14 protein-coding genes, 1 pseudogene and 1 riboswitch are annotated in these 19770 nt (G+C 72.5%); of the genes and pseudogenes, 8 read left to right on the top strand and 7 right to left on the bottom strand.

Annotated features, from left to right (window positions below; all coding sequences use genetic code 11):
* Nucleotides 1-3: 3 nt before the first annotated feature.
* From A6F73_RS12565 to A6F73_RS12555, 3 genes are all read left to right on the top strand, one after another.
* The gene (locus A6F73_RS12565; protein WP_063347879.1) at nucleotides 4-1242 is read left to right on the top strand and encodes a HAMP domain-containing sensor histidine kinase; all 1239 of its coding nucleotides are present in this window, start codon (nucleotides 4-6) and stop codon (nucleotides 1240-1242) included.
* A gap of 157 nt (nucleotides 1243-1399) precedes the next feature.
* Nucleotides 1400-2155, top strand: a complete 756-nt coding sequence (locus A6F73_RS12560; protein WP_063351147.1) for an ABC transporter ATP-binding protein — start codon at nucleotides 1400-1402, stop codon at nucleotides 2153-2155.
* A 30-nt stretch (nucleotides 2156-2185) separates the two neighbouring features.
* Complete coding sequence (locus A6F73_RS12555; protein ID WP_063347878.1) at nucleotides 2186-4753, top strand: ABC transporter permease; 2568 nt, start codon at nucleotides 2186-2188, stop codon at nucleotides 4751-4753.
* Between the two features lie 53 nt (nucleotides 4754-4806).
* Here A6F73_RS12555 and A6F73_RS12550 read toward each other — a convergent pair whose 3' ends face one another.
* The 6 genes and pseudogenes from A6F73_RS12550 to A6F73_RS12535 all read right to left on the bottom strand — a co-directional run bounded on the left by A6F73_RS12550 (nucleotide 4807) and on the right by A6F73_RS12535 (nucleotide 10214).
* The gene (locus A6F73_RS12550) at nucleotides 4807-5202 is read right to left on the bottom strand and encodes a hypothetical protein (RefSeq protein WP_063347877.1); all 396 of its coding nucleotides are present in this window, start codon (nucleotides 5200-5202) and stop codon (nucleotides 4807-4809) included.
* Nucleotides 5203-5278: 76 nt separating this feature from the next.
* Nucleotides 5279-5515 (bottom strand): DUF397 domain-containing protein, encoded by a 237-nt coding sequence (locus A6F73_RS12545; protein WP_063347876.1) that lies wholly within the window; start codon nucleotides 5513-5515, stop codon nucleotides 5279-5281.
* Nucleotides 5516-5614: 99 nt separating this feature from the next.
* Complete coding sequence (locus A6F73_RS41410) at nucleotides 5615-5845, bottom strand: hypothetical protein (RefSeq protein ID WP_159398437.1); 231 nt, start codon at nucleotides 5843-5845, stop codon at nucleotides 5615-5617.
* 230 nt (nucleotides 5846-6075) lie between these two features.
* Nucleotides 6076-6252: pseudogene (locus A6F73_RS43065) on the bottom strand (XRE family transcriptional regulator); the annotation flags it as partial.
* A gap of 522 nt (nucleotides 6253-6774) precedes the next feature.
* Nucleotides 6775-7770: a ribonucleotide-diphosphate reductase subunit beta gene (locus A6F73_RS12540; RefSeq protein ID WP_079136257.1), complete on the bottom strand. Its 996-nt coding sequence runs from the start codon at nucleotides 7768-7770 to the stop codon at nucleotides 6775-6777.
* 20 nt (nucleotides 7771-7790) lie between these two features.
* Nucleotides 7791-10214 carry a ribonucleoside-diphosphate reductase subunit alpha gene (locus tag A6F73_RS12535; RefSeq protein ID WP_063351146.1) on the bottom strand — a complete coding sequence of 808 codons (2424 nt, stop codon included), beginning with the start codon at nucleotides 10212-10214 and terminating at the stop codon, nucleotides 7791-7793.
* Nucleotides 10215-10405: 191 nt separating this feature from the next.
* A riboswitch (cobalamin riboswitch) is annotated at nucleotides 10406-10548 on the bottom strand.
* 421 nt (nucleotides 10549-10969) lie between these two features.
* On the opposite strand from A6F73_RS12535, the gene A6F73_RS12530 reads away from it, so the two are divergent.
* From A6F73_RS12530 to A6F73_RS12510, 5 genes are all read left to right on the top strand, one after another.
* A complete protein-coding gene (locus A6F73_RS12530; protein WP_063347874.1) occupies nucleotides 10970-11983 on the top strand; it encodes a hypothetical protein in 1014 nt (337 codons plus the stop codon).
* Nucleotides 11984-12123: 140 nt separating this feature from the next.
* A complete protein-coding gene (locus A6F73_RS12525; protein ID WP_159398436.1) occupies nucleotides 12124-13578 on the top strand; it encodes a glycosyl hydrolase in 1455 nt (484 codons plus the stop codon).
* A 161-nt stretch (nucleotides 13579-13739) separates the two neighbouring features.
* Complete coding sequence (locus tag A6F73_RS12520) at nucleotides 13740-14633, top strand: hypothetical protein (RefSeq protein ID WP_159398435.1); 894 nt, start codon at nucleotides 13740-13742, stop codon at nucleotides 14631-14633.
* A gap of 147 nt (nucleotides 14634-14780) precedes the next feature.
* Complete coding sequence (locus A6F73_RS12515; protein ID WP_063347871.1) at nucleotides 14781-16232, top strand: glycosyltransferase family 2 protein; 1452 nt, start codon at nucleotides 14781-14783, stop codon at nucleotides 16230-16232.
* Nucleotides 16233-16247: 15 nt separating this feature from the next.
* A complete protein-coding gene (locus A6F73_RS12510) occupies nucleotides 16248-17444 on the top strand; it encodes a hypothetical protein (protein WP_063347870.1) in 1197 nt (398 codons plus the stop codon).
* Nucleotides 17445-17451: 7 nt separating this feature from the next.
* On the opposite strand, the gene A6F73_RS12505 is transcribed toward A6F73_RS12510, so the two are convergent.
* Nucleotides 17452-19650 carry an acyltransferase family protein gene (locus tag A6F73_RS12505; RefSeq protein ID WP_063347869.1) on the bottom strand — a complete coding sequence of 733 codons (2199 nt, stop codon included), beginning with the start codon at nucleotides 19648-19650 and terminating at the stop codon, nucleotides 17452-17454.
* Nucleotides 19651-19770: the final 120 nt, after the last annotated feature.

Raw genomic sequence — 19770 nt, 5'->3', positions numbered from 1 at the left:
GCGGTGCACACGACTCCCCGGCCCGCCCGCGCCCCCCTGCGCTGGAAGATCGCCGCGCTGGCCGCCGCCACCGCCTGCCTCGTCGCGGCGGCGGTCGGGGTGCTGGTGCACCTGTGGACCGCGCACGACATCCGCAGCCGGGCCGAGGCGCAGGCCTTCAACGCCGTCTACTCGGCCATGGACGTCTACCGGCGCACCGGATCGCTGGCGGACGGCGCCGAACTCGACCCCGTCGACCTGCCCGCCGCCCTGCGCCACCCGGCCGACGGCGAACGGCACACGGCCTACGACGGGCACGCCGAAGGGAACTCGGGCCCGAGCTACTGGGCCGCCCAGCGCACCGGCGGGCCCGGCAGCCCCGTCCTCGCCCTCCGGGTCAACCTGGCACCGCAGCTCTCCGACCTGCCCCGGCTGGACGCGGCGATGGCGGTGGCCTCGCTGGTCGCGCTCGCGGCGGCCACACCGGCCGCGGTCTACGGGGCCGGACTGCTCGCCCGCCGGCTGCGGCGGGTCGCCGAGACGGCGGGCCGGATCTCCGCCGGGGACCTCGACGCCCGGACCGGGCCCACCAAGGGCGGCGACGAAGTCGCCGACATCGCGGCGACGGTGGATCTGATGGCCGACAGCCTCGGCCAACGGCTGCGCTCCGAACGGCAGTTCACCGCGGACGTGGCGCACGAGCTGCGCACACCGGTCGGCGGACTGCTGGCCGCCGTCGACCTGCTGCCGGCCGGCGAGACCGAGGACCTGATCCGGGCGCGGGTGCGGGACCTGCGCGGGCTGGTCGAGGACCTGCTGGAGATCTCACAGCTGGACGCCGGGGCGGAGGAGGTGGCGCGGGCCCGGGTGCCGCTCGCGGCCGTCGTCCGGGAGGCCGTGCTGCGCACCGGGTTCGAGGCCGAGTTCGCCGTGGCGGCGGAGCGGACGGTGGAGACCGACCCGCGGCGGCTGGAACGGATCGTCGGCAACCTCGTCGTCAACGCGCACCGGCACGGGGCCGCCCCCGTCCTGGTCACCGTCCAGGACCGTACGGTCGTCGTGCGTGACCACGGCCCCGGCTTCCCGCCGGACCTGCTGCGCCACGGCCCGCGCCGCTTCCACACCGGCGCCGCCGAGCGCGGCACGGGCCACGGGCTGGGGCTCACCATCGCGCTGGGGCAGGCCCGGCTGCTCGGGGCGGAGCTGCGCTTCGACAACGCGGAGGACGGCGGCGCGGTGGCGACGCTGCGACTGCCGGGCTGACCGCGGCAGTTGCTACGGGACTGCTGCGAAGCGGCGCGGGGACTGATACACGGCGGCGCAGGGGCCTGATACGTGCCCCGGACACCCTTCGAAGTGCACCGACTCGCACCTTGACTCGCACCTCGACTCGCGCCTTCGGACAGGAGCCCCTCCCGTGATCGCCAACCCCCTTGCCCTGCAAGCGACCCCCGGGGTCGCGGCCGCCGTCGTCGACTTGACGAAGACCTACGGCGGCGGCGACACCCGGGTCACCGCCCTGGACCGGGTCAGCGTGGCCTTCCGGGAGGGCGAGTTCACCGCGATCATGGGCCCGTCCGGCTGCGGCAAATCCACCCTGATGCACTGCGCGGCCGGGCTCGACACCCCCACGTCGGGGTCGGTGCGGATCGGCACGACGGAACTGGGCGGCCTGGGCGACCGGCAGCTCACCCGGCTGCGGCGGGACCGGGTCGGCTTCATCTTCCAGGCGTTCAACCTGCTGCCCACCCTGACCGCGCTGGAGAACATCACGCTCCCGCTGTCGCTGGCCGGGCGCACGCCGGACCGGCAGTGGCTGGACCGGGTGGTGTCGATGGTCGGGCTCTCCCCGCGCCTCGACCACCGGCCGGCCGAACTGTCCGGCGGGCAGCAGCAGCGCGTCGCGGTCGCCCGGGCGCTGGTCGCGCGGCCCTCGATCGTGTTCGGCGACGAGCCGACCGGCAACCTCGACTCCCGGGCCGGGGGCGAGGTGCTCGGCTTCCTGCGCGGCTCCGTCAGGGAGTTGGGGCAGACGGTGGTCATGGTGACCCACGACCCGGTGGCCGCCGGGTACGCGGACCGGGTGGTGTTCCTGGCCGACGGGCGGCTGGTCGACGAGATGGCGCACCCGACGCCGGACCGGGTGCTGGACGTCATGAAGTCCTTCGCCGGCTGACCCCGCACCCGCCACTTCCGAAAGCTGATCATGCTGACCACAGCCCTGCGCAACGTCCTGGCGCACAAGGCCCGGCTGCTCATGACCGTCCTCGCGGTCTGCCTCGGCGTCGCCTTCGTCTCCGGCACCCTCGTCTTCGCGGACTCGACCGCCGCCGTCCAGCGGGCGGCCGCGTCCCGCACCTTCGCCGACGTCGCGGTCAGCGTCACCGCGAAGGAGCCCGTCGCCACTCCTGACCAGCCGGGCGTGTTGACCGACGCGCTGGCGCGCAGGCTCGCGGACGTGCCCGGCGTCGCGGCGGTACGGCCGTCGGTCGACGGGAGCGCCACCTTGAACGCGGCCGACGGCAGGCCGCTGCGGGTCAAGCGGGGCACGAACCTCGCGGCCGCCTACGTCCCGGGGCGCGACGGCAAGGACGTCCGCTACCCCGTGGTCGAGGGGCGGGCCCCCGCCGGTGCCGACGAGATCGCCGTCGACCGGGGCACCGCGGCCGCCGGCCGGTACCGGGTGGGCGACACGATCACGCTCGCCACGGACGGCCCGGCCCTCACCGCGCGCCTGGTCGGCACCGTCACCACCGGGGACACCCGGATCACGGCCGGCGGCACGCTCACCCTGTTCGACCGGGCCACCGCACAGCGGCTGTTCGCAACTCCCGGGAACTACACCAGTCTTGAAGTCTCCGCCGGACCGGGCACCGGCCAGTACGAGCTGGCGGAGCGGATCGCCGCCACCCTGCCGCCCGGCACGGCCGAGGTCACAACCCGACAGGCGCAGGCGGCCCAACAGGCCCTCTACGTCGGCACGTTGACCCGGGGCTACCAGAAGCTGCCGATGGTCTTCGCCGGGGTGTCGCTGTTCATCGGCTCGTTCCTTGTGGTCAACACCTTCACCATGCTCGTCGCCCGGCGCGCCCGGGAAATCGCCCTGCTGCGGGCGGTGGGCGCGACACGGCGCCAGGTGGTGCGCTCACTGCTGGCCGAAGCGGCGCTGGTCGGGGTCGTCGCGTCGATGGCGGGGTTCGTCCTCGGGCTCGGCATCGCGGCCGTGCTGCCCGGACTGCTGAGCGGTGACGGGAACCAGGTGCCGAAGGGCCCGCTCGTCATCGGGCCCCGGCCGGTGGCGGCGGCCCTGTTCGTCGGGATCGGCGTGACGGTGCCGGCCGCCTGGCTGCCGTCGCGCAGGGCGGCGCGGATCGCGCCGATCGAGGCGCTGCGGGCGGCGGCCGCGCCGCCCGGCGGGCGCTCACGGCTGCGTCCGATCGCCGGGGTGGGGCTGCTCGTGCTCGGCGCCGGCCTGCTGACCGCGCTCGCGCGTTCGGCCGAGGACGCCTCCGAGGAGAACCTGCGCAACGCGATGCTCGGCTGCGGGGTCCTGGTCGTCGCCCTGATCGTGCTGGCGCCGACCCTCGCCGTCCCGGTGATCCGGCTGACGGGCCGCCTCACCCGGCGGTTCGGCGTCGCCGGCCTCCTGGCCCGGCAGAACGCGCTGCGCGACCCCCGGCGCACGGCGGCGACCGCCGCCACGCTGCTGATCAGCACGGCACTGGTCAGCGGGCTCGCCACCATCGGCCACTCCACCGGGCAGGCCCTCGACCGGCAGACGGCGGACGGGCTCGCGGCCGACTACGTGATCAGCACCGGCGACACCATGACCGGCATCGACCCGGCCGCCGTCCAGCGGGTGGCCGGCGCCCCCGGGGTGCGCGGCGCGAGCGCGGTCGCCGACTCCACGGCGGTCATCGGCGGCAAGGTGCGCGAGATCTCCGGCATCGACCCGGCCGATGTGGAGCCGGCCGACGTAGAGCCGGACGGCGTCGGCCAGGTGCTGAAGCTCGACTTCGTGAGCGGCTCCGCGCAGGACCTCGGGCCCGGCCGGATCGCCGTCTCCAGCAGCGTCGCCCGGGAGACCGGGGTGAGCACGGGAGGCCAGGTCAACGCCCGCCTCGGCCGGAGCGAGGAGTTCACGCGGTACACCGTCGTCGGCGTCTACCAGGACAACCCCACCGCCCACGACGCGGTCGGCGCCCGGGCCGACGTGCAGAAGCACAGCTTCAAGCCCGGCTCCGTCCAGCGGATCCTCGTCCGGGGCGACAGCGCGTCCGGAGAGGGGCTGCGGGCGGCGGTCGGCAACAACCCGCTCCTGAAGGTGCAGAACCGGGCCGAACTGGTGCGCGAAGCGGCAGGGACGATGGGCGACCTGCTGACGCTGATGTACGGGCTCCTCGGCATCGGCGTCGTGATCTCCGCCCTCGGCATCGTCAACACCCTGGCCATGTCCGTCACCGAACGGACGCGCGAGATCGGCGTCCTGCGCGCCATCGGCATGGACCGCGGGAGCATCCGTCGGATGATCCGCCTGGAAGCCGTGACGGTCGCGGCCTTCGGCACCCTGCTCGGCCTGGCCGGCGGCCTGTTCGGCGCCTGGGCCGTCGGCGCGCTGGCCGGCGGCGCGGTCAAGCAGTACACGCTGGCCGTGCCCTGGGGGACCCTGGCCCTCCTCTGCCTCGCCTCCCTCACCATCGGAGCCCTCGCCGCCACCCTCCCCGCCCGCCGGGCAGCCACCCTCAGCCCCCTGGAGGCGGTCGCGGAGGCGTGAGCGCCCCGCCTGCCCGACGGTCCCCGCCCGGCGCGAACGCCGGGCGGGGACCGTCAGCGCCGGGTCGGGCACGGGATGTCCGGTTGGATCCTGTGGGGGCACGCGATCACGTAGTGGCCCGACCAGCGGCTGTCGGACACCCAGCGGGACCACACCACGTCCGTGGCATCCGCCAGTTGTTCGATCGTGCGGAGCCGCCGTGCCTCGGTGGGGAGCCACGGATCGCCGCCCGGTGTGTGCTCCTCCTGCCGTGCCGCAAGCCAGTCGGCTGCGTCGGCCGCCGTCTCCCAGGTGCCCCGGATTTGGGGGGCCGGGCGCAGCAGCCACCAGCCGGTCATCATCGGCGGGAGTTCCGAGAGGCCGAACCGTGCGGCCTCGATCGGGCGACGCTCCAGCTCCTTCGCCAGCAGTCGGCCGTCACCGGCCCACTCGTAGCCGTGGAAGTGCAACTGTGCTTCTCCTCTTAGACGTTGAAGCCCCGGCCGCCCGCACGGGACTGCGGGCGGTCGGGGCTGTTCGGGGGGCTCAGACGGACAGGCCGAACCGGGCCGGGCCGATCCCGGCGTTGGTCAACTCCTCGGCGGTGAACAGCAACGGCTCGCGGTCGGGGCGCTTGCTGTCGCCCAGGGCGTAGACGCCCCGCTCGACCAGGCCGAGGGTCACGCACGACTCGCCGTCGTCGCCCCCGCCCTGGTTGCCGCCGCATGCACGGTTGAACTCGACCCGGGAGAGGTCGAGTTCGTACAGGTTGCGCTCAGTCATCGCCTGCACCTTCCGGTATCGCTTCGGGTCAGTACGGAACGGCCCCGCCCCGCCCAGGACTTGGGCGGAAGACTCAAGGGGAGGGGAGGCCCGTCACCGTCACTTGCTGATGCGCATGGTGAGCTGGTCGGCCGGCACCTGGCGCGACGGGGCGTCCGGCTCGAACAACGGCCGGACCAGCGTCCGGCCGTCCTGTGCCCCCACGATCTCGACCAGGCGCCCGGTCGTCAGGTCCTTCCGGACCGGGTTGTTGTCGATCCGCTCCATGAGTTCCGCGTGCGTACGGCGGTGTGTGGTGCCGGGCGGCTGTGCGAAATCGTCAGTGGGCATGGAGCGCTCCTGTGGCTCTCGAATCATTTCGGCGAGTCACCAAATTACCGGGGCGTTGGGGTTATTCCTGCACGCTTTCCTGTTCCCGAAAGAACTCTCCACGGCCCATTTCAGGTGGCCGCTCCGGATGCGTGCGCAGGAAGTCGGACTGGCTGACTTCCTGCGCCGCGAAGGTCCGCTGGGGTCATTCCTGCCGGGTGGCTCGGCTATTGGCAGAGGCCCTGCGGTGTCTGCCGCTCAAGTTTCTTGGCGATGACCTTCGAGTGATCACCGGGGATGTGGGCCAGACTGGCGTTGACGTACTCCGGCGCCGAGATCAGTCCGGTGATCATGGCCGGCAGGAAGTAGCGGAGTTCCGTCGAGGTCCGCTCAAGGGTTGCCAGCTCAACCTGCTTCTTGTCCGCGCCGTTTTCGGCAGAGGGTTCTGGCGTCCTGCCGCCCTGGGCCTACGATCCGTGCTGAATCCGACCTGCTTTCCATTGCGGCTCCCTTGGCGTTTTATTCCTGAAAGAACTCGTCCCGGATTCCTTCGATCAGGTCCCGCACGTCATCTCCATGTAGTGCCGCGGCGTCTAATCTGAGGAATGTTGATATGTAGAGAGCGACATCCCTCGGATCGCGAGTTGTACTCCCTGAAGGGCAGGGCGTGAGCCAGAGCAATCTCCCGGTACTGGCGGTACTCGTCGAGGCGGTCCTCGGGCAGCAACTCTGCGCCGATGAACTGTCCTGCGTCTGCGTAGTCCCCGTGGGCGCAGGGTCAAGAAACCGATCTTTCCAGAACGGGAAAGTGGTTGGGCCGCCCCCGTTCGGCGTGAATGCCGGGCGGGGGCGGGGGAGTTCAGAGGTGATGAGGCGGTCGGGTCGGTACAGACAGAGGTGCCCCGCGCGGCGGTGAGCCGGGCGGGGCACCTCTGGTGTGTCTGAGTGCTTTAGAAGTCGTCGTCGAAGGCGACGGAGCCTTCGACGGCGACCTGGTACGCGGAGACGCGGCGCTCGAAGAAGTTGGTCAGCTCCTGGACGTTCTGGAGCTCCATGAAGCCGAACGGGTTCGTCGACCCGTAGCGGATCGGCAGGCCGAGGCGGGCGAGGCGCTGGTCGGCCACGGCCTCCAGGTACTGGCGCATGGAGTCGGTGTTCATGCCGGCGAGGCCGTCGCCGCACAGGTCCTGGGCGAACTGGAGCTCGGCCTCGACGGCCTCTTCCAGCATCTCCGTGACCTGCTTGGCCATCTCGTCGTCGAAGAGGTCGGGCTCCTCCTCGCGGACCGTGTCGACGACCGACATCGCGAAGTCCATGTGCATGGACTCGTCGCGGAACACCCAGTTGGTGCCGGTGGCCAGGCCGTGCAGCAGGCCGCGCGAGCGGAACCAGTACACGTACGCGAACGCGCCGTAGAAGAACAGGCCCTCGACGCACGCCGCGAAGCAGATCAGGTTCAGGAGGAACGCGCGGCGGTCCTCCTTGGTCTGCAGCGAGTCGATGTGGTCGACGGCGTTCATGTACTTGAAGCAGAACTGCGCCTTCTGGCGGATGGAGGGGATGTTCTCCACCGCGGCGAAGGCCGCGTTGCGGTCCTCGGGGTCGGGCAGGTAGGTGTCGAGCAGCGTCAGGTAGAACTGGACGTGCACGGCCTCCTCGAACAGCTGGCGCGACAGGTACAGCCGCGCCTCCGGGGAGTTGATGTGCTTGTAGAGGCTCAGCACCACGTTGTTGGAGACGATCGAGTCCCCGGTGGCGAAGAAGGCGACCAGGCGGCCGATGAGGTGGCGCTCGCCCTCGCTGAGCTTGGCCAGGTCGGCGACGTCGGAGTGCAGGTCCACCTCCTCGACGGTCCAGGTGTTCTTGATCGCGTCCCGGTACCGGTCGTAGAACGACGGGTAGCGCATCGGGCGCAGGGTCAGCTCGAAGCCGGGGTCGAGCAGCATCTTCTCGCGGTCGGGGGTGCTCACTGGCAGGCCTCGCAGGACTCGGGGTTCTCCAGGGAGCAGGCCAGCGCGGCCTCCTCCTCCGGGGTGAGGGTCGGGGTGTTCACCGGCACGGGCGCGGACGCGGACGCGGGCGCGGCGGCGCGGGCGGCACCGGAGGCGGCCTGGGCGATCCGGGTCGCCGGGCGCGAGCGCAGGTAGTAGGTGGTCTTGAGACCGACCTTCCACGCGTAGGCGTACATCGAGCTGAGCTTGCCGATGGTCGGCGCCGCCATGAACAGGTTCAGCGACTGGCTCTGGTCGAGGTACGGCATGCGGGCCGCGGCCAGGTCGATCAGCGCGCGCTGGGGCAGCTCCCAGGCGGTGCGGTAGAGCGAGCGGACCTCGGCGGGCAGCCAGCCCAGCTCCTGGACGGAGCCGTTGGCCTCACGCAGGGCGTCGCGGGTCTGCTGGTCCCAGACGCCGAGCTCCTTGAGCTCGCGCACCAGGTACGGGTTGACCTGGAGGAACTCGCCGGACAGCGTCTCGCGCTTGAACAGGTTGGAGACCTGCGGCTCGATGCACTCGTAGACGCCGGCGATGGACGCGATGGTCGCGGTCGGCGCGATGGCCAGCAGCAGCGAGTTGCGCAGGCCGGTCTCGGCGATGCGGGCGCGCAGCGCGGTCCAGCGGTCGGCCCACTGCGGGGCGGCCGTCGGGAAGTGGTCGATGTGCAGTTCGCCGCGGGCGGCGCGGGTCTCGCCGTAGGCCTCGTGGCGGCCCAGCTGCTCGGCCAGGTCGGCGGAGCGCTCGTACGCGGTGAGCATGATGCGCTCGGCGATGAGGGTGGACAGCCGCGCGGCCTCGGCGGAGTCGAAGTCGATCCGCAGCTTGAAGAAGACGTCCTGGAGGCCCATCACGCCGAGGCCGACCGGGCGCCAGCGGGAGTTGGAGGTGCCGGCCTCGGTGGTCGGGTAGAAGTTGATGTCCACCACGCGGTCGAGGAACGTCACGGCGGTGCGGACGGTGGCGTCGAGGCGCTCCCAGTCCATGGCGCCGAGCAGGTCGTCGACGGAGGCCCCGGGGGCGACGTGGGCGCCGAGGTTGACCGAGCCGAGGTTGCAGACGGCGGTCTCGGAGTCGTCCGTGACCTCCAGGATCTCGGTGCACAGGTTCGAGGAGTGCACCGTGCGGCCGGGCAGCGCGGTCTGGTTGGCGGCGCGGTTGGAGGCGTCCTTGAAGGTCATCCAGCCGTTGCCGGTCTGCGCCAGGGTGCGCATCATCCGGGCGTACAGGGTCTGCGCGGGGATGGTGCGCACGGCCTTGCCGGCCAGCTCGGCCTTGCGGTAGGCCTCGTCGAAGTCGGAGCCCCACAGGTCGACGAGCTCGGGCACGTCGGCGGGGGAGAACAGCGACCAGTCCTCGTTGGCGTTGACCCGGCGCATGAACTCGTCCGGGATCCAGTGCGCCAGGTTGAGGTTGTGGGTGCGCCGCGCCTCCTCGCCGGTGTTGTCGCGGAGCTCCAGGAACTCCTCGATGTCGGCGTGCCAGGTCTCCAGGTAGACGCAGGCCGCGCCCTTGCGGCGGCCGCCCTGGTTGACGGCGGCGACCGAGGAGTCGAGGGTGCGCAGGAACGGGACGATGCCGTTGGACTTGCCGTTGGTGCCGCGGATCAGGCTGCCGCGCGAGCGGATGCGCGAGTAGGACAGGCCGATGCCGCCGGCGTGCTTGGACAGCCGGGCGATCTGCGCGTAGCGGTTGTAGATCGAGTCCAGGTTGTCCAGCGGGGAGTCGAGCAGGTAGCAGCTCGACATCTGCGGGTGCCGGGTGCCGGAGTTGAACAGGGTCGGCGAGGAGGTCAGGTACTCCAGCCGGCTCATCAGGCCGTACAGCTCGGCGACCTCGCGCACGGACTGCTCGCTGTCGCCGACCGCCAGGCCGCAGGCGACGCGGAGCAGGAAGTGCTGCGGGGTCTCGATGACCTTGCGGGTGATCGGGTGGCGCAGCAGGTAGCGGGACTGCACGGTGCGCAGGCCGAAGTACTCGAAGCGGTCGTCGCCGTGTACGTCGATCAGCGCGTCCAGGGCGGCGGCGTGCTTGGCGACGAAGGCGGCGGTGGTGTCACCGATCAGGCCCTCGTCGTGGCCGACGGCGATCGAGGCGGCGAAGGAGCGCGAGCCCTGGCTGTTCGCCTCGTCGACGATCTCCAGGGCGAGCAGCCGGGCGGCCAGCTTCGAGTACTGGGGGTCCTCGGCGATCATCGACGCGGCGGCGTCCACGGCCAGCCCGCGCAGCTCGGCGAAGTCCGAGCCGGCGTGGCGGCCGCGCAGCGCGGCGGCGGCGACATGGCCGGGGTCCACCTGGGGGAGATCGACGCTGCGGTCGGTGAGCAGCCGAAGGAGCGCGCCGCCGGGGTCGGAGACCGTCGGGTCGGTGGGGGCGGGGCCGGTGCCCTGGGCGGGCAGGGTGGCTGAGGCAGCGGTGGTCAAGGCGCTCTCTCCTGGCGGCGATCGGCGGCGGTGATCGGGGGGTACCGGGCCGTTCGGGGCAGGGGAGCACGGCACGTACGCAGAAAGCGTCGCGCGACAGTGGCGTCCCCGGCCCGCCCGCGAGGCCCGGAAGGTAGTTCTCGTGCTGGCGCGGCCTCTGCGGGAGGGCCCGTGCGCACACCGTCGGCAGGTACTCGGACTCGCGGTGCGGCTGCTGGAGCCGCCCGCTCACCGCTGCGGGGCAGTCCCGGATTCGCACCGGGTTCCCCTGCATCGACAGCAGGATTGAGCATACATCTTGTGGTGTCTCTCTGATGCGACCCCACATGTAGTACGGCGCGGTGTGTCGGCGCGATAACCGGGGGTGCTGGGAGGGGGCGGGTCGTGGCCTTGGGGCGCCTCGGATCCGGGCTCCCGGGGCCCTGGTTCCGGGCTCCGGCGTCCTGGTTTCGATACGGAACGGTCACCGGGCGGACCGGCTGGCGGGGGCATGCCCTACGATCTGGGCGCATGAGCGAGCGAAGCGCCGAGGGGCGCGTTTCGCGAAGCGATCATCGAGCGAAGCGAGGGGGCGCGTGAGCGACGGAACTGGCGCACCCGGGCAGGGTCCGCAGGGAACGCCTCCCACCGGGCCGGGGGACGCGCATGGTCAGCAGCCGCCGGTGGTGCCCGGTCCGGTGTTGCCGCCGAGCGGGGGCTTCGGGCCGCCGCCGGCCTCGTACGGGCCTCCGGTGCCGCCCGCGCAGCCGGTGGCGCAGCCCGGTCCGCCGGGGCAGCCTTCGCTGCCGCAGCCGGGCCAACCGGGGCAGCAGCTGCCGCCGCAGTGGCAGCCGAACCCCCAGCCGCATCCCCAGGCGCATCCCCAAGGGCACCCGCAGGCGCACCCGCAGCCGTACCCGCAGCCCCAGGCGCCGCAGCGCGCCGAGCCGAACTGGCAGGCGCTGGCGGACCGCAACGCGGCGGACGACAAGCGCCGTCGCCGGCTGCGGGCCCTCGGCGTGGCGGTCGCGGTCGTCCTGGTCGGCGGCCTGGTCGCGGGCGGGACGGTGCTGCTGACGAAGGGCGACGGCGACAAGCCGACCGCCGGGCCGACCGCCTCGGCCTCCAACCGGCCGTCCTCCGCCGCACCGAGTGCCGCCCAGAGTGCCGCGCCAAGTGCCGCCGGCACCCCGGGCGGCGCGCCGGACGACCCGTCGAAGCCGATCTGGGAGGCCGCCACCGACCCGGCGCCGCAGGACGCGGGGGCGCTGTTCTCCGCACTCCAGGTGACGGTCAACGGCGCCACCTGGAACCGGACCTTCGTCTCGCTGGACTCGCCCTGCTGGGACGGGAACTCGACGACCGGCGGGCTCGGCAAGGTCCTCGGTGACCAGGGCTGCCAGAAGGTGCTCCGGGCGACCTACGTCTCCGGCGACAGCGCGGTGACCGTCGGCGTCGCGGTCTTCGACCACAAGATCCAGGCCGAGACCTCGATGAAGAGTTACACCGGCCACCTCAAGGGCGCCGTCGCGCCGGGCGCGCCGGCCTTCTGCGCCACGCCGGGCTGCACCAACACGCACAACACCCTGGGCCGGTACGCCTACTTCACGGTCGAGGGCTCGGCGAAGGGCGGCGACACCGCTGACGCCGCCGCCACCGCGGCGGCCGCCGGCTTCGGCGAGCACGTGAAGGGCCAGCTGCTCCAGCGCGCCAAGGCCGCGTCCGCGGCCGCGCCGGGTGCGCCGGGGGCCGCCGCGGCCGGCTGATCCGCCGTGACACTCCGGCCCCGGCGGGTTCGCTCGCCGGGGCCGGGGGAGTGTGGCAGGCTCTCGGGGCAGTCATTCGCACGAGTGTTCCGGTTGTGTCCGCCTGGGCCGGTGCCGGCGAGCAACCGGAGGAGCGGTCCGTGGCCCTGCCCAGAGCCCTGCGCGGCAAGCCCGCCGTCCTGGCCGCGGCCGGGGTCGTGGTGGCCGCGGGCGCCGTGGCGCTGTTGCAGCGTGACGGCCGGGCCGACGGCGAACAGCCCGCCCGCGTCCCGGTGGCGGTCGGTTTCTCCGGCCGTACCCTGCCGCCGGAGGTCGGCCGGGACCTGCTCGCCCGGGACCCGCAGGCCTCGCCGAACGCCCGGGCCGTCCAGCAGCTGCTCGCCGACCTGGAGGGGCAGGCCCGCACCGGGCAGAGCGGCGGGACGGTGATCGGCCAGCACGTCGAGGCGCACAACGAGCGCAACAACCCCGAGTACGGCGACTACCGCGGCACCAAGCAGGTCGGCTACTACTACAAGAAGGCCGCCGACCTCACCGGCAAGCTGCCCGGCTTCGTCGAGACCGACCTCGGCCCCGGCTACGGCCAGACGGGCTGGGGCGTCGGCGACCCGCGCTCCTACTCGGCCGGCCGGTGGCCCACCTGCCGGGCCGGCTGGCAGTACACCGACGACGCCGTCGACCTGCTCTCCGCCGTCTGGTCCGGCCACCCGCGCGCCGACGACGGCAGCTACGGCACGGCCGGCGTCCAGCACAACTGCGACGGCACCACCACCGAACTGCCCGACAACGGCGGGGGGCCGGCCGGGATCGTCGGCATGTCCTTCCACCAGCCCTACCCCGGTTCGGACGTCAAGTCCTTCGAGCAGGTGCTCTGTTCGAACTCCCCGGCCGCCAAGGACAAGGGCTGGTTCGGCCGGGTCGTCGACAGTGCGCACGACACCCCCGAGTACCGCGCGCTGATGACCGACCTGTCCTACCTGGCCGACCACCTGGAGTACCTGGCCGCCCACGACGTGCCGGTGCTGCTGCGCCCGTACCACGAGATGAACGTGCAGGACTGCGCCCGCAGGTTCTGGTGGTCGGGCCAGAAGCCGGCCGACTACCAGGCGCTGTGGCGGATCACCTACCGCTACCTGGTGGAGACCAGGGGCCTGCACAACCTGCTGTTCGTCTGGACGCCGGTGTCCTGGGACGGAGCCCCCGGCGCGGACCCGTGGGACTACTACCCGGGCTCCCAGTACGTCGACGTGGTCGGGGTGGACGACTACAGCGGCAGCCCCGCGCACCCGATAGGCACCGGCGAGGTGTGGACCAAGCGGTACTACGACGGGCTCGCCGCCTACGGCAAGCCGCGGATCCTGGCCGAGTCCTTCGCCGTCCCGGTCAACTCCCGCCAGCCGGACACGCTGCGGCGCACGCCCTGGACGATCTGGACGGTCTGGGGGCAGTCGCTCACCTCGGACAACCTGACGCCGGACCAGCCGCGCAACTCCGGCGCCGACGTCAACGCCACCTACCACAGCCCGCTGGCGCTCACCGGCGGCGCCGGCCCGTTCGGCGCGAACGTCGACTGGGGTGGCCTGCACGTCCGTTGAGCCGCCCCGTACGTCCGCCGAGCCGGTCGCCGTGAGGTGCGCTACACCACTGAATTCCGTTGAACGGCCGGAATACCGTGTCCGTTGTGCCGTGTGGCATCCTGTGGCGGCGAAGCCGAGGGGCTGACGCCGGGACGGGCCCGGCGGGGCGGGGGTGCGGGATGGGACAGGCGCGTGCGATGCGCGCGGCCGGCGGCATCGCCGTCGGCTGGGGCGTGGTGCTGCTCGGCTGGGCGGCGTACAACTGCTTCGGTCAGGTCGGGTTCGCGACCTACGTCAAAGGCATCTTCTACTACGGCGGCACCTCGGTGGACGCCGAGACCGGCAGCCTCAACTACGGCCTGATCTACCTGGTTTCGGGAATCCTGCTGCTGCGCGGGCGCACCTGGGCGCTCGGGGTGGCGGCCGGCGTCGCACTGGTCGAGGGGTACAACCGGGTGCGCAGCCTGACCGGCGCGCTCCTGGACAAGCCGCAGCGGGAGTGGTTCACCAGCACCACCGAGGGCGGGCTCAAGCTCGCGACCTTCGCGCTCGGCGTGGTCGTCACCGCGGCGCTGATCCTGCTGCTGGCCCGGCTGAAGTGGCGGGAGCGGGGGGCGCCGGAAGCCGCCGCGGCGTCAGGCGGACAGCTGCACTGGTCGCTGCTGCAGACGATCCCGGCCGAGCCGGCCCCGGGCCCGCAGCCGTTCCAGCAGCAGCAGCCGTTCCAGCACCAGCCCGCCTGGCCGCAGCAACAGCAGCAACAGCCGCCGCAGCCGCAGCCGCAGGCCGCCTGGCCACCGCAGCCGCCGTTCCAGCAGCAGCCGCAGCCCGCGTGGCCGCAGCAGCCCCCGGCGCCGCAGTCGCAGCCCGCCGCCTGGCCGCAGCCGGCGCCGGCCCAGCCGTCGCAGCCGGTGCCGTACGCGCAGCAGCCCACCCAGCCGGCCCCGCACCCGTCGACGCTCGCCCAGCAGCCGTGGCCCGCCGCGCCGCCGGTGACGCCCGGTCCGGTCGCCCCCGGCCCGGTCGCGCCCCCCGCCGACCGCCCGCCGACGGACCGCCCGCCGCAGGCCTGAACCTCCGCAGCCCTGAACCTCCGCAGCCCTGAACCTCCGCAGCCCTGAACCTCCGCGGGCCTGGACCGCCGCAACCCCGGACCGCCCACGAACGACCCGGCTCCCGCAGGGGATCGGCCCGACAGCAGACGAGGAGCGACTTTCGCCATGCCATCGACAGCCCCCGCACGGACGGTGCTCACCACGTCCCGCGAGGCCGCCCGGCTCGCCGAGCGACAGATGTCGTGGAAGCCCCGGGTCCTCCCGTTCTACTTCTCCTTCACGGTCATCTTCGCCTTCTCGGTCTGGGCCTACGTGCCCAACCCCACCCCGCTCGGCTGGACGATCACCATCCTGTGGGGGATGCCGGTGTTCGGCGTCCTGATCGGCTTCCAGGGTGTGCTGATGGTCCGCCGCCGGCTGCGCCAGGTGAGCCGGATGACGCCGGCCGTGCCGGTCGAGGACGACTTCCTGATCGTGCTGGTGCCGACCATCGGCCGTCACGACACCTATCCGGCGCTGGAGCGCTCGGTGCTCTCGTACGTCGAGCACCTGCCGGCCTACTTCCCGTGGATGCGGGTGGACGTCCTCACCGAGGAGGGCTGCGCGGCCGCCGAGAAGATCGACGGGCTGGCCGCCCGCAACCCGCTGATCCGGGTGGTGACCGTGCCGAAGGCCTACGAGACGGCCAACGGCACCAAGTTCAAGGCCCGTGCCAACCACTACTCGCACGAGCTGCGGATCGAGGAGGGCGAGGCCGAGGACGACGTCTGGGTGCTGCACATGGACGACGACACCGGCGTCGGCCCGGACACCGCCGCCGCCGTCGCGCAGTTCGTCAACCGGCAGCGCCGGGCCGGGGACGACGCCAAGCACATGGCGCAGGGCATCCTGACGTACCCGCGGGAGAACGCCGTCTCCACCTTCACCTGGCTCGCCGACGCGATCCGCCCGGCCGACGACATCGCCCGCTTCCGCGCGATGACCGGCACCGGCACCCCGATCGCCGGCGTGCACGGCGAACTGCTCCTGATGCGCTCCTCGGTGGAGGCCACCATCGGCTGGGACTTCGGCCCGAAGACCATCGTCGAGGACGCCCAGATGGCGCTGAACTTCTGCCAGCGCTACCCGGGCCGCAGCGACTGGTTCAACGGGCGCTGCTACGGCGCCTCGCCGGCCGGGGTCAAGGACTTCCTCAAGCAGCGCGAGCGCTGGGCCTGGGGCCTGGTCGCGCTCTGCTTCAACAGGACGATCCCGCTGCGGTACCGGCTGTTCATCGGGATGGGCATGGTCAGCTGGGTGCTCGGCCCGCTCCAGCACGTCGGCCTGGTGCTGCTGGTCGCCTGGTTCACCGGCACCTGGAACACCTCCCCGGTCACCCAGTCCGTGGTGCTGGTCTGGTCGATCAACTTCGCCTACGTCATCTGGACGTACTGGGAGGGCCTGCGCCTGAACGTCGTCGCCTCGGCGAACCACCGGCGCAAGTGGTGGGAGCCGATCGTCGTGGTGGCGGCCATCCCGCTGTTCTCGTTCCTGGAGGGCTGGGGCGGCCTGCGCGGGCTGATCAAGTTCCTCAAGGGCGAGGAGAACAAGTTCGTCGTCATCGCCAAGCCGGCCTGATCGGAGGTCACCGCTGTGAAGCGCCCCGTCATCTTCATCCTGCCGACCGTGGTGGTCGCCATCACCGTCGGCGTCCCGGTGGTCTGGGGGGACCACCCGCTCAAGTTCGTCCACCAGCGCCCGACCGCCGTGCACTGGGCCGGCTCCGAGACCGAGCAGGGCCGGGTCTGGGGCTTCGGCAAGGACGCGCCGCCGGCCGAGGACACCGGCCCCAAGGTGGCCCGCCCGTGGGCCGAGGGCAGCCCCGAGTGGGGCGTGCAGGTGTACTGGCTGGACGATCCGGCGGACCCGGACAACTTCGTCCAGGGCAAGGTCGACCGCATCGTCAAGTACGTGGTCGGGCTGAACGCCAACTCCCTGTCGGTGACCTTCCCGTACTACACGACGGGCACCAGGTCGAACGCCGTCGCCGCCCGGCCGACCACCCCCACCCCGGAGCGGCTGGCCCTGCTGCTGGACGCCGCCCACCGGGCGGGCCTGCGCACCACCATCCGTCCGATCATGGACGAGGACGTCTTCGACTACCTCAACACCCTCAAGTGGCGCGGCAACATCGCGCCGACCGACCGGGACGCCTGGTTCGCCAGCTACGCCGCCTTCCTGACGCCCTACCTGAAGACCGCCCAGGAGCACTCCGCGGCCGAGGTCACCATCGGCACCGAGTTCAACTCGCTGGAGGGCGACCCGCGGTGGCCCGGTCTCATCGACCAGGCGCGGAAGACCTTCCACGGCGAGCTGGTGTACGACGCGAACTTCGACAACTGGTCCAAGGGCCCGATAGCGGTCCCGGCGGACGGCACGGGCGTGGACGCCTACCCGCCGGCCAAGTCGTCCGGTGACGATGCCCCGGTCGCCGACCTGAAGGCCAGCTGGAACGCCTGGCTCGACAAGCGCGGCAGCGGGCCGCAGCCGACCACCAAGCTCACCGAGGTGGGTATCCCGGCGCAGAAGGGTGCCTACAAGACGCCCGGCGAGTACTACAAGAAGACCGAGCTGAACGAGGCCGTCCAGGCGACCTGGTTCACCGCGGTCTGCCAGGTGGCGCAGGAGCGCAAGCTGCGCGGGCTGTACTTCTGGTCGCTGTACTTCGGCATCGACCCGAACCTGCCGACCAACAAGGACACCCCGCGGATGGACTACGCCGGGCGCCCGGCCTCCGAGCAGGCGATCCGCGACTGCTTCGCGCAGACCTACGAACTGCCGCCGTCCTAGGCTCCGGCTAGGGCGTGGCCCGGCCGGGCTGGGGCGAACTCGGCCGGCCCGTGGGCTTGGTGGTCGTCGGCGCAGGGGTCGTCGGCGCAGGGGTCGTCGGCGCAGGGGTCGGCGCGGCCGTCGGCGTCGGTGTCGAGGTCGGCGTCGGGGCGGCCGGGGGCGGCCCCGACGGTGGTCCGGTCAGTCCGTCCGCGATCTGCTGCTCCAGCCACGGCGTCACGAACCGCATGCCGGCCGGAGTGAGGTGCACCCCGTCGTTGGCGGGGGTGACCCAGTGGCCGTCGCGGTCCTTCCACGCGCAGGTCTCGTACGGGCAGAAGAAGGTGTTGAGGTCGACCAGCCGGACGGCGCCGGCGGTGGCCTTCACGTAGGCGGCGACCTGCTGGTCGTAGCAGGTGCCCCAGCCCTTGTTGATGGCGCCGTTCTCGACCCGTTCGTTCATCAGCAGCACCCGGGCGCCGGGCGCGCGGCGACGGACCTGGTCCACGGCCTGGGTGAGCTGGGCGGTGTAGCGGCTCTTGTAGTCCTCCTCGCAGGGGCTGAGCCAGCTGCCGTCGAGGTACTGCTCGGCGGCGTCCCAGCCGAGGTGGATCACGACGGCCTGCGGGGCGGAGCCGGCGAGCTGCCGGTCCCACGCGGCGGCCCGGTCGCGGCACTCCCGGCTGGTGTCGAACTCCTCGCCGGAGGTGGTGCGCACCTTGTCCGGGTCGAACACGCCGCAGCCGCTGATCCCGCCGTCGACCACCCGGTAGCGGTCGCCGTGCCGGTAGAGGCCGGTGGCGAGGTCCTGGGCGAAGGAGTCGCCGAGGACGAGGACCGCGGGCTTGCCGCTCGGCCCGGACCGCATGTCGTACTGGACCCAGGCGGGCAGGTACCAGGCGCCGGTGGTGGCCACCGCCGTGGCGACGGCCAGCAGCGGGACGGCCGGGAAGGCCCGCCAGCGCAGTACCCGCAGCTTCTCGGTGCCGGTGTGCATCAGCCAGGCCAGCACCCAGGAGAGCGGTGCGCCGATGGCGAGCAGCAGTTGCGGCGAGATGTCGTCGACGTAGTGCTGGAGCAGCCAGTACACCGGCAGGTGGAGCAGGTAGAGGCTGTAGGAGATGGTGCCGGTGAGCCGCAGCGGGGGCAGCGACAGCAGCCGGACCAGCGGGCCCCGGTCGTGGCAGAGCGAGGCGGCCAGGACGGCGGCCAGCGTCGCGACCACGGCCAGCCCGCCCTGGTAGAGCAATGGTTCGTGGTAGCCGCTGACGGACAGGCTGGCCCAGACCAGGCCGCCGAGGGCCGCGGTCCCGAGCAGGGCGGGCGCCAGGACAGGACCTAGGGTGCCGGCCGCTGCGGAGCGGTCGAGCAGGCGCCGCCGGGAGCGGGTGGCGCCGTCGTCGTCGGGGGCCGCCGCGCGGACCTGGCGGCGCAGCCGCAGGTAGACCGCGAAGGCGGCGGTGGCGCCGGCCGCGAAGCCGACCGCGCGGGTCTCGGTGCCGAGGTAGAGGCGGTCGCTGTTGTCGCCGTTCCACATCAGCGGGGCGACGAGCGCGGCGGCGACGAACAGCCCGGCGGTGACGACGCCGGTCGCGCGCAGCGAGCGGCGGCAGAGGCCGAAGACCGCGAGCAGCAGCAGCGGCCAGAGCGCGTAGAACTGCTCGGTGATGCTGAGCGACCACATGGCCGCGAGCGGGTCGATGGAGGCGAAGTGCTGCCAGTAGGCGTCGCCGCGGGCCAGTTGGGCCCAGTTGGCGACCTGGCCGAGCGCGGCGAGCGCCTGCGGGCGGAGGTCCTTGACGTCCCGTAGCGGGCTGACCAGTGCGGACAGCGCGACGACGAGGAGGACGGTGGCGAGCAGTCCGGGCAGCAGCCGCTTGGCCCGGCGGCGGTAGAAGACGCCGAGCCGGATGCCGTCGGTGCGGTCCAGTTCGCGGATCAGCACCAGGGTCACCAGGAAGCCGGAGAGGACGAAGAAGACGTCCACGCCGAACAGGCCGTTCTGGAACCAGTTGGTGTGGTAGAGCAGGACGGAGGCGATGGCGAGGCCGCGCAGCCCGTCGACCGCCGGGAAGCGGACGGAGGGCGGCAGCGGCCCGCGCGGCCGGGGCGTCGGTGCGGGGAGCGCGTAGCGGCTGGTGGCCGGGGGCTCGATGCCCCGGGACGTGCGCATGTCCTGGAGCGTGGGGCCGCTCGCGGGCGTGCCGAGGCCGGGCCCGTCGTCCATGTGGTGCGTCCCCCCGGGATCGGTCGGCTGCCGCGACGTGGCATCAGACGTGATCTGTGGTTTATATCAAAAGACGTCCGTTGATCGTCTGTCGGTCACCGGGGAGGAGGAGGGCCGACG

It is taken from the genome of Streptomyces sp. MJM8645 (genome assembly GCF_001625365.1).
GTDB lineage: Bacteria > Actinomycetota > Actinomycetes > Streptomycetales > Streptomycetaceae > Kitasatospora.
This window is presented reverse-complemented; position numbering and strand designations above follow the sequence as displayed.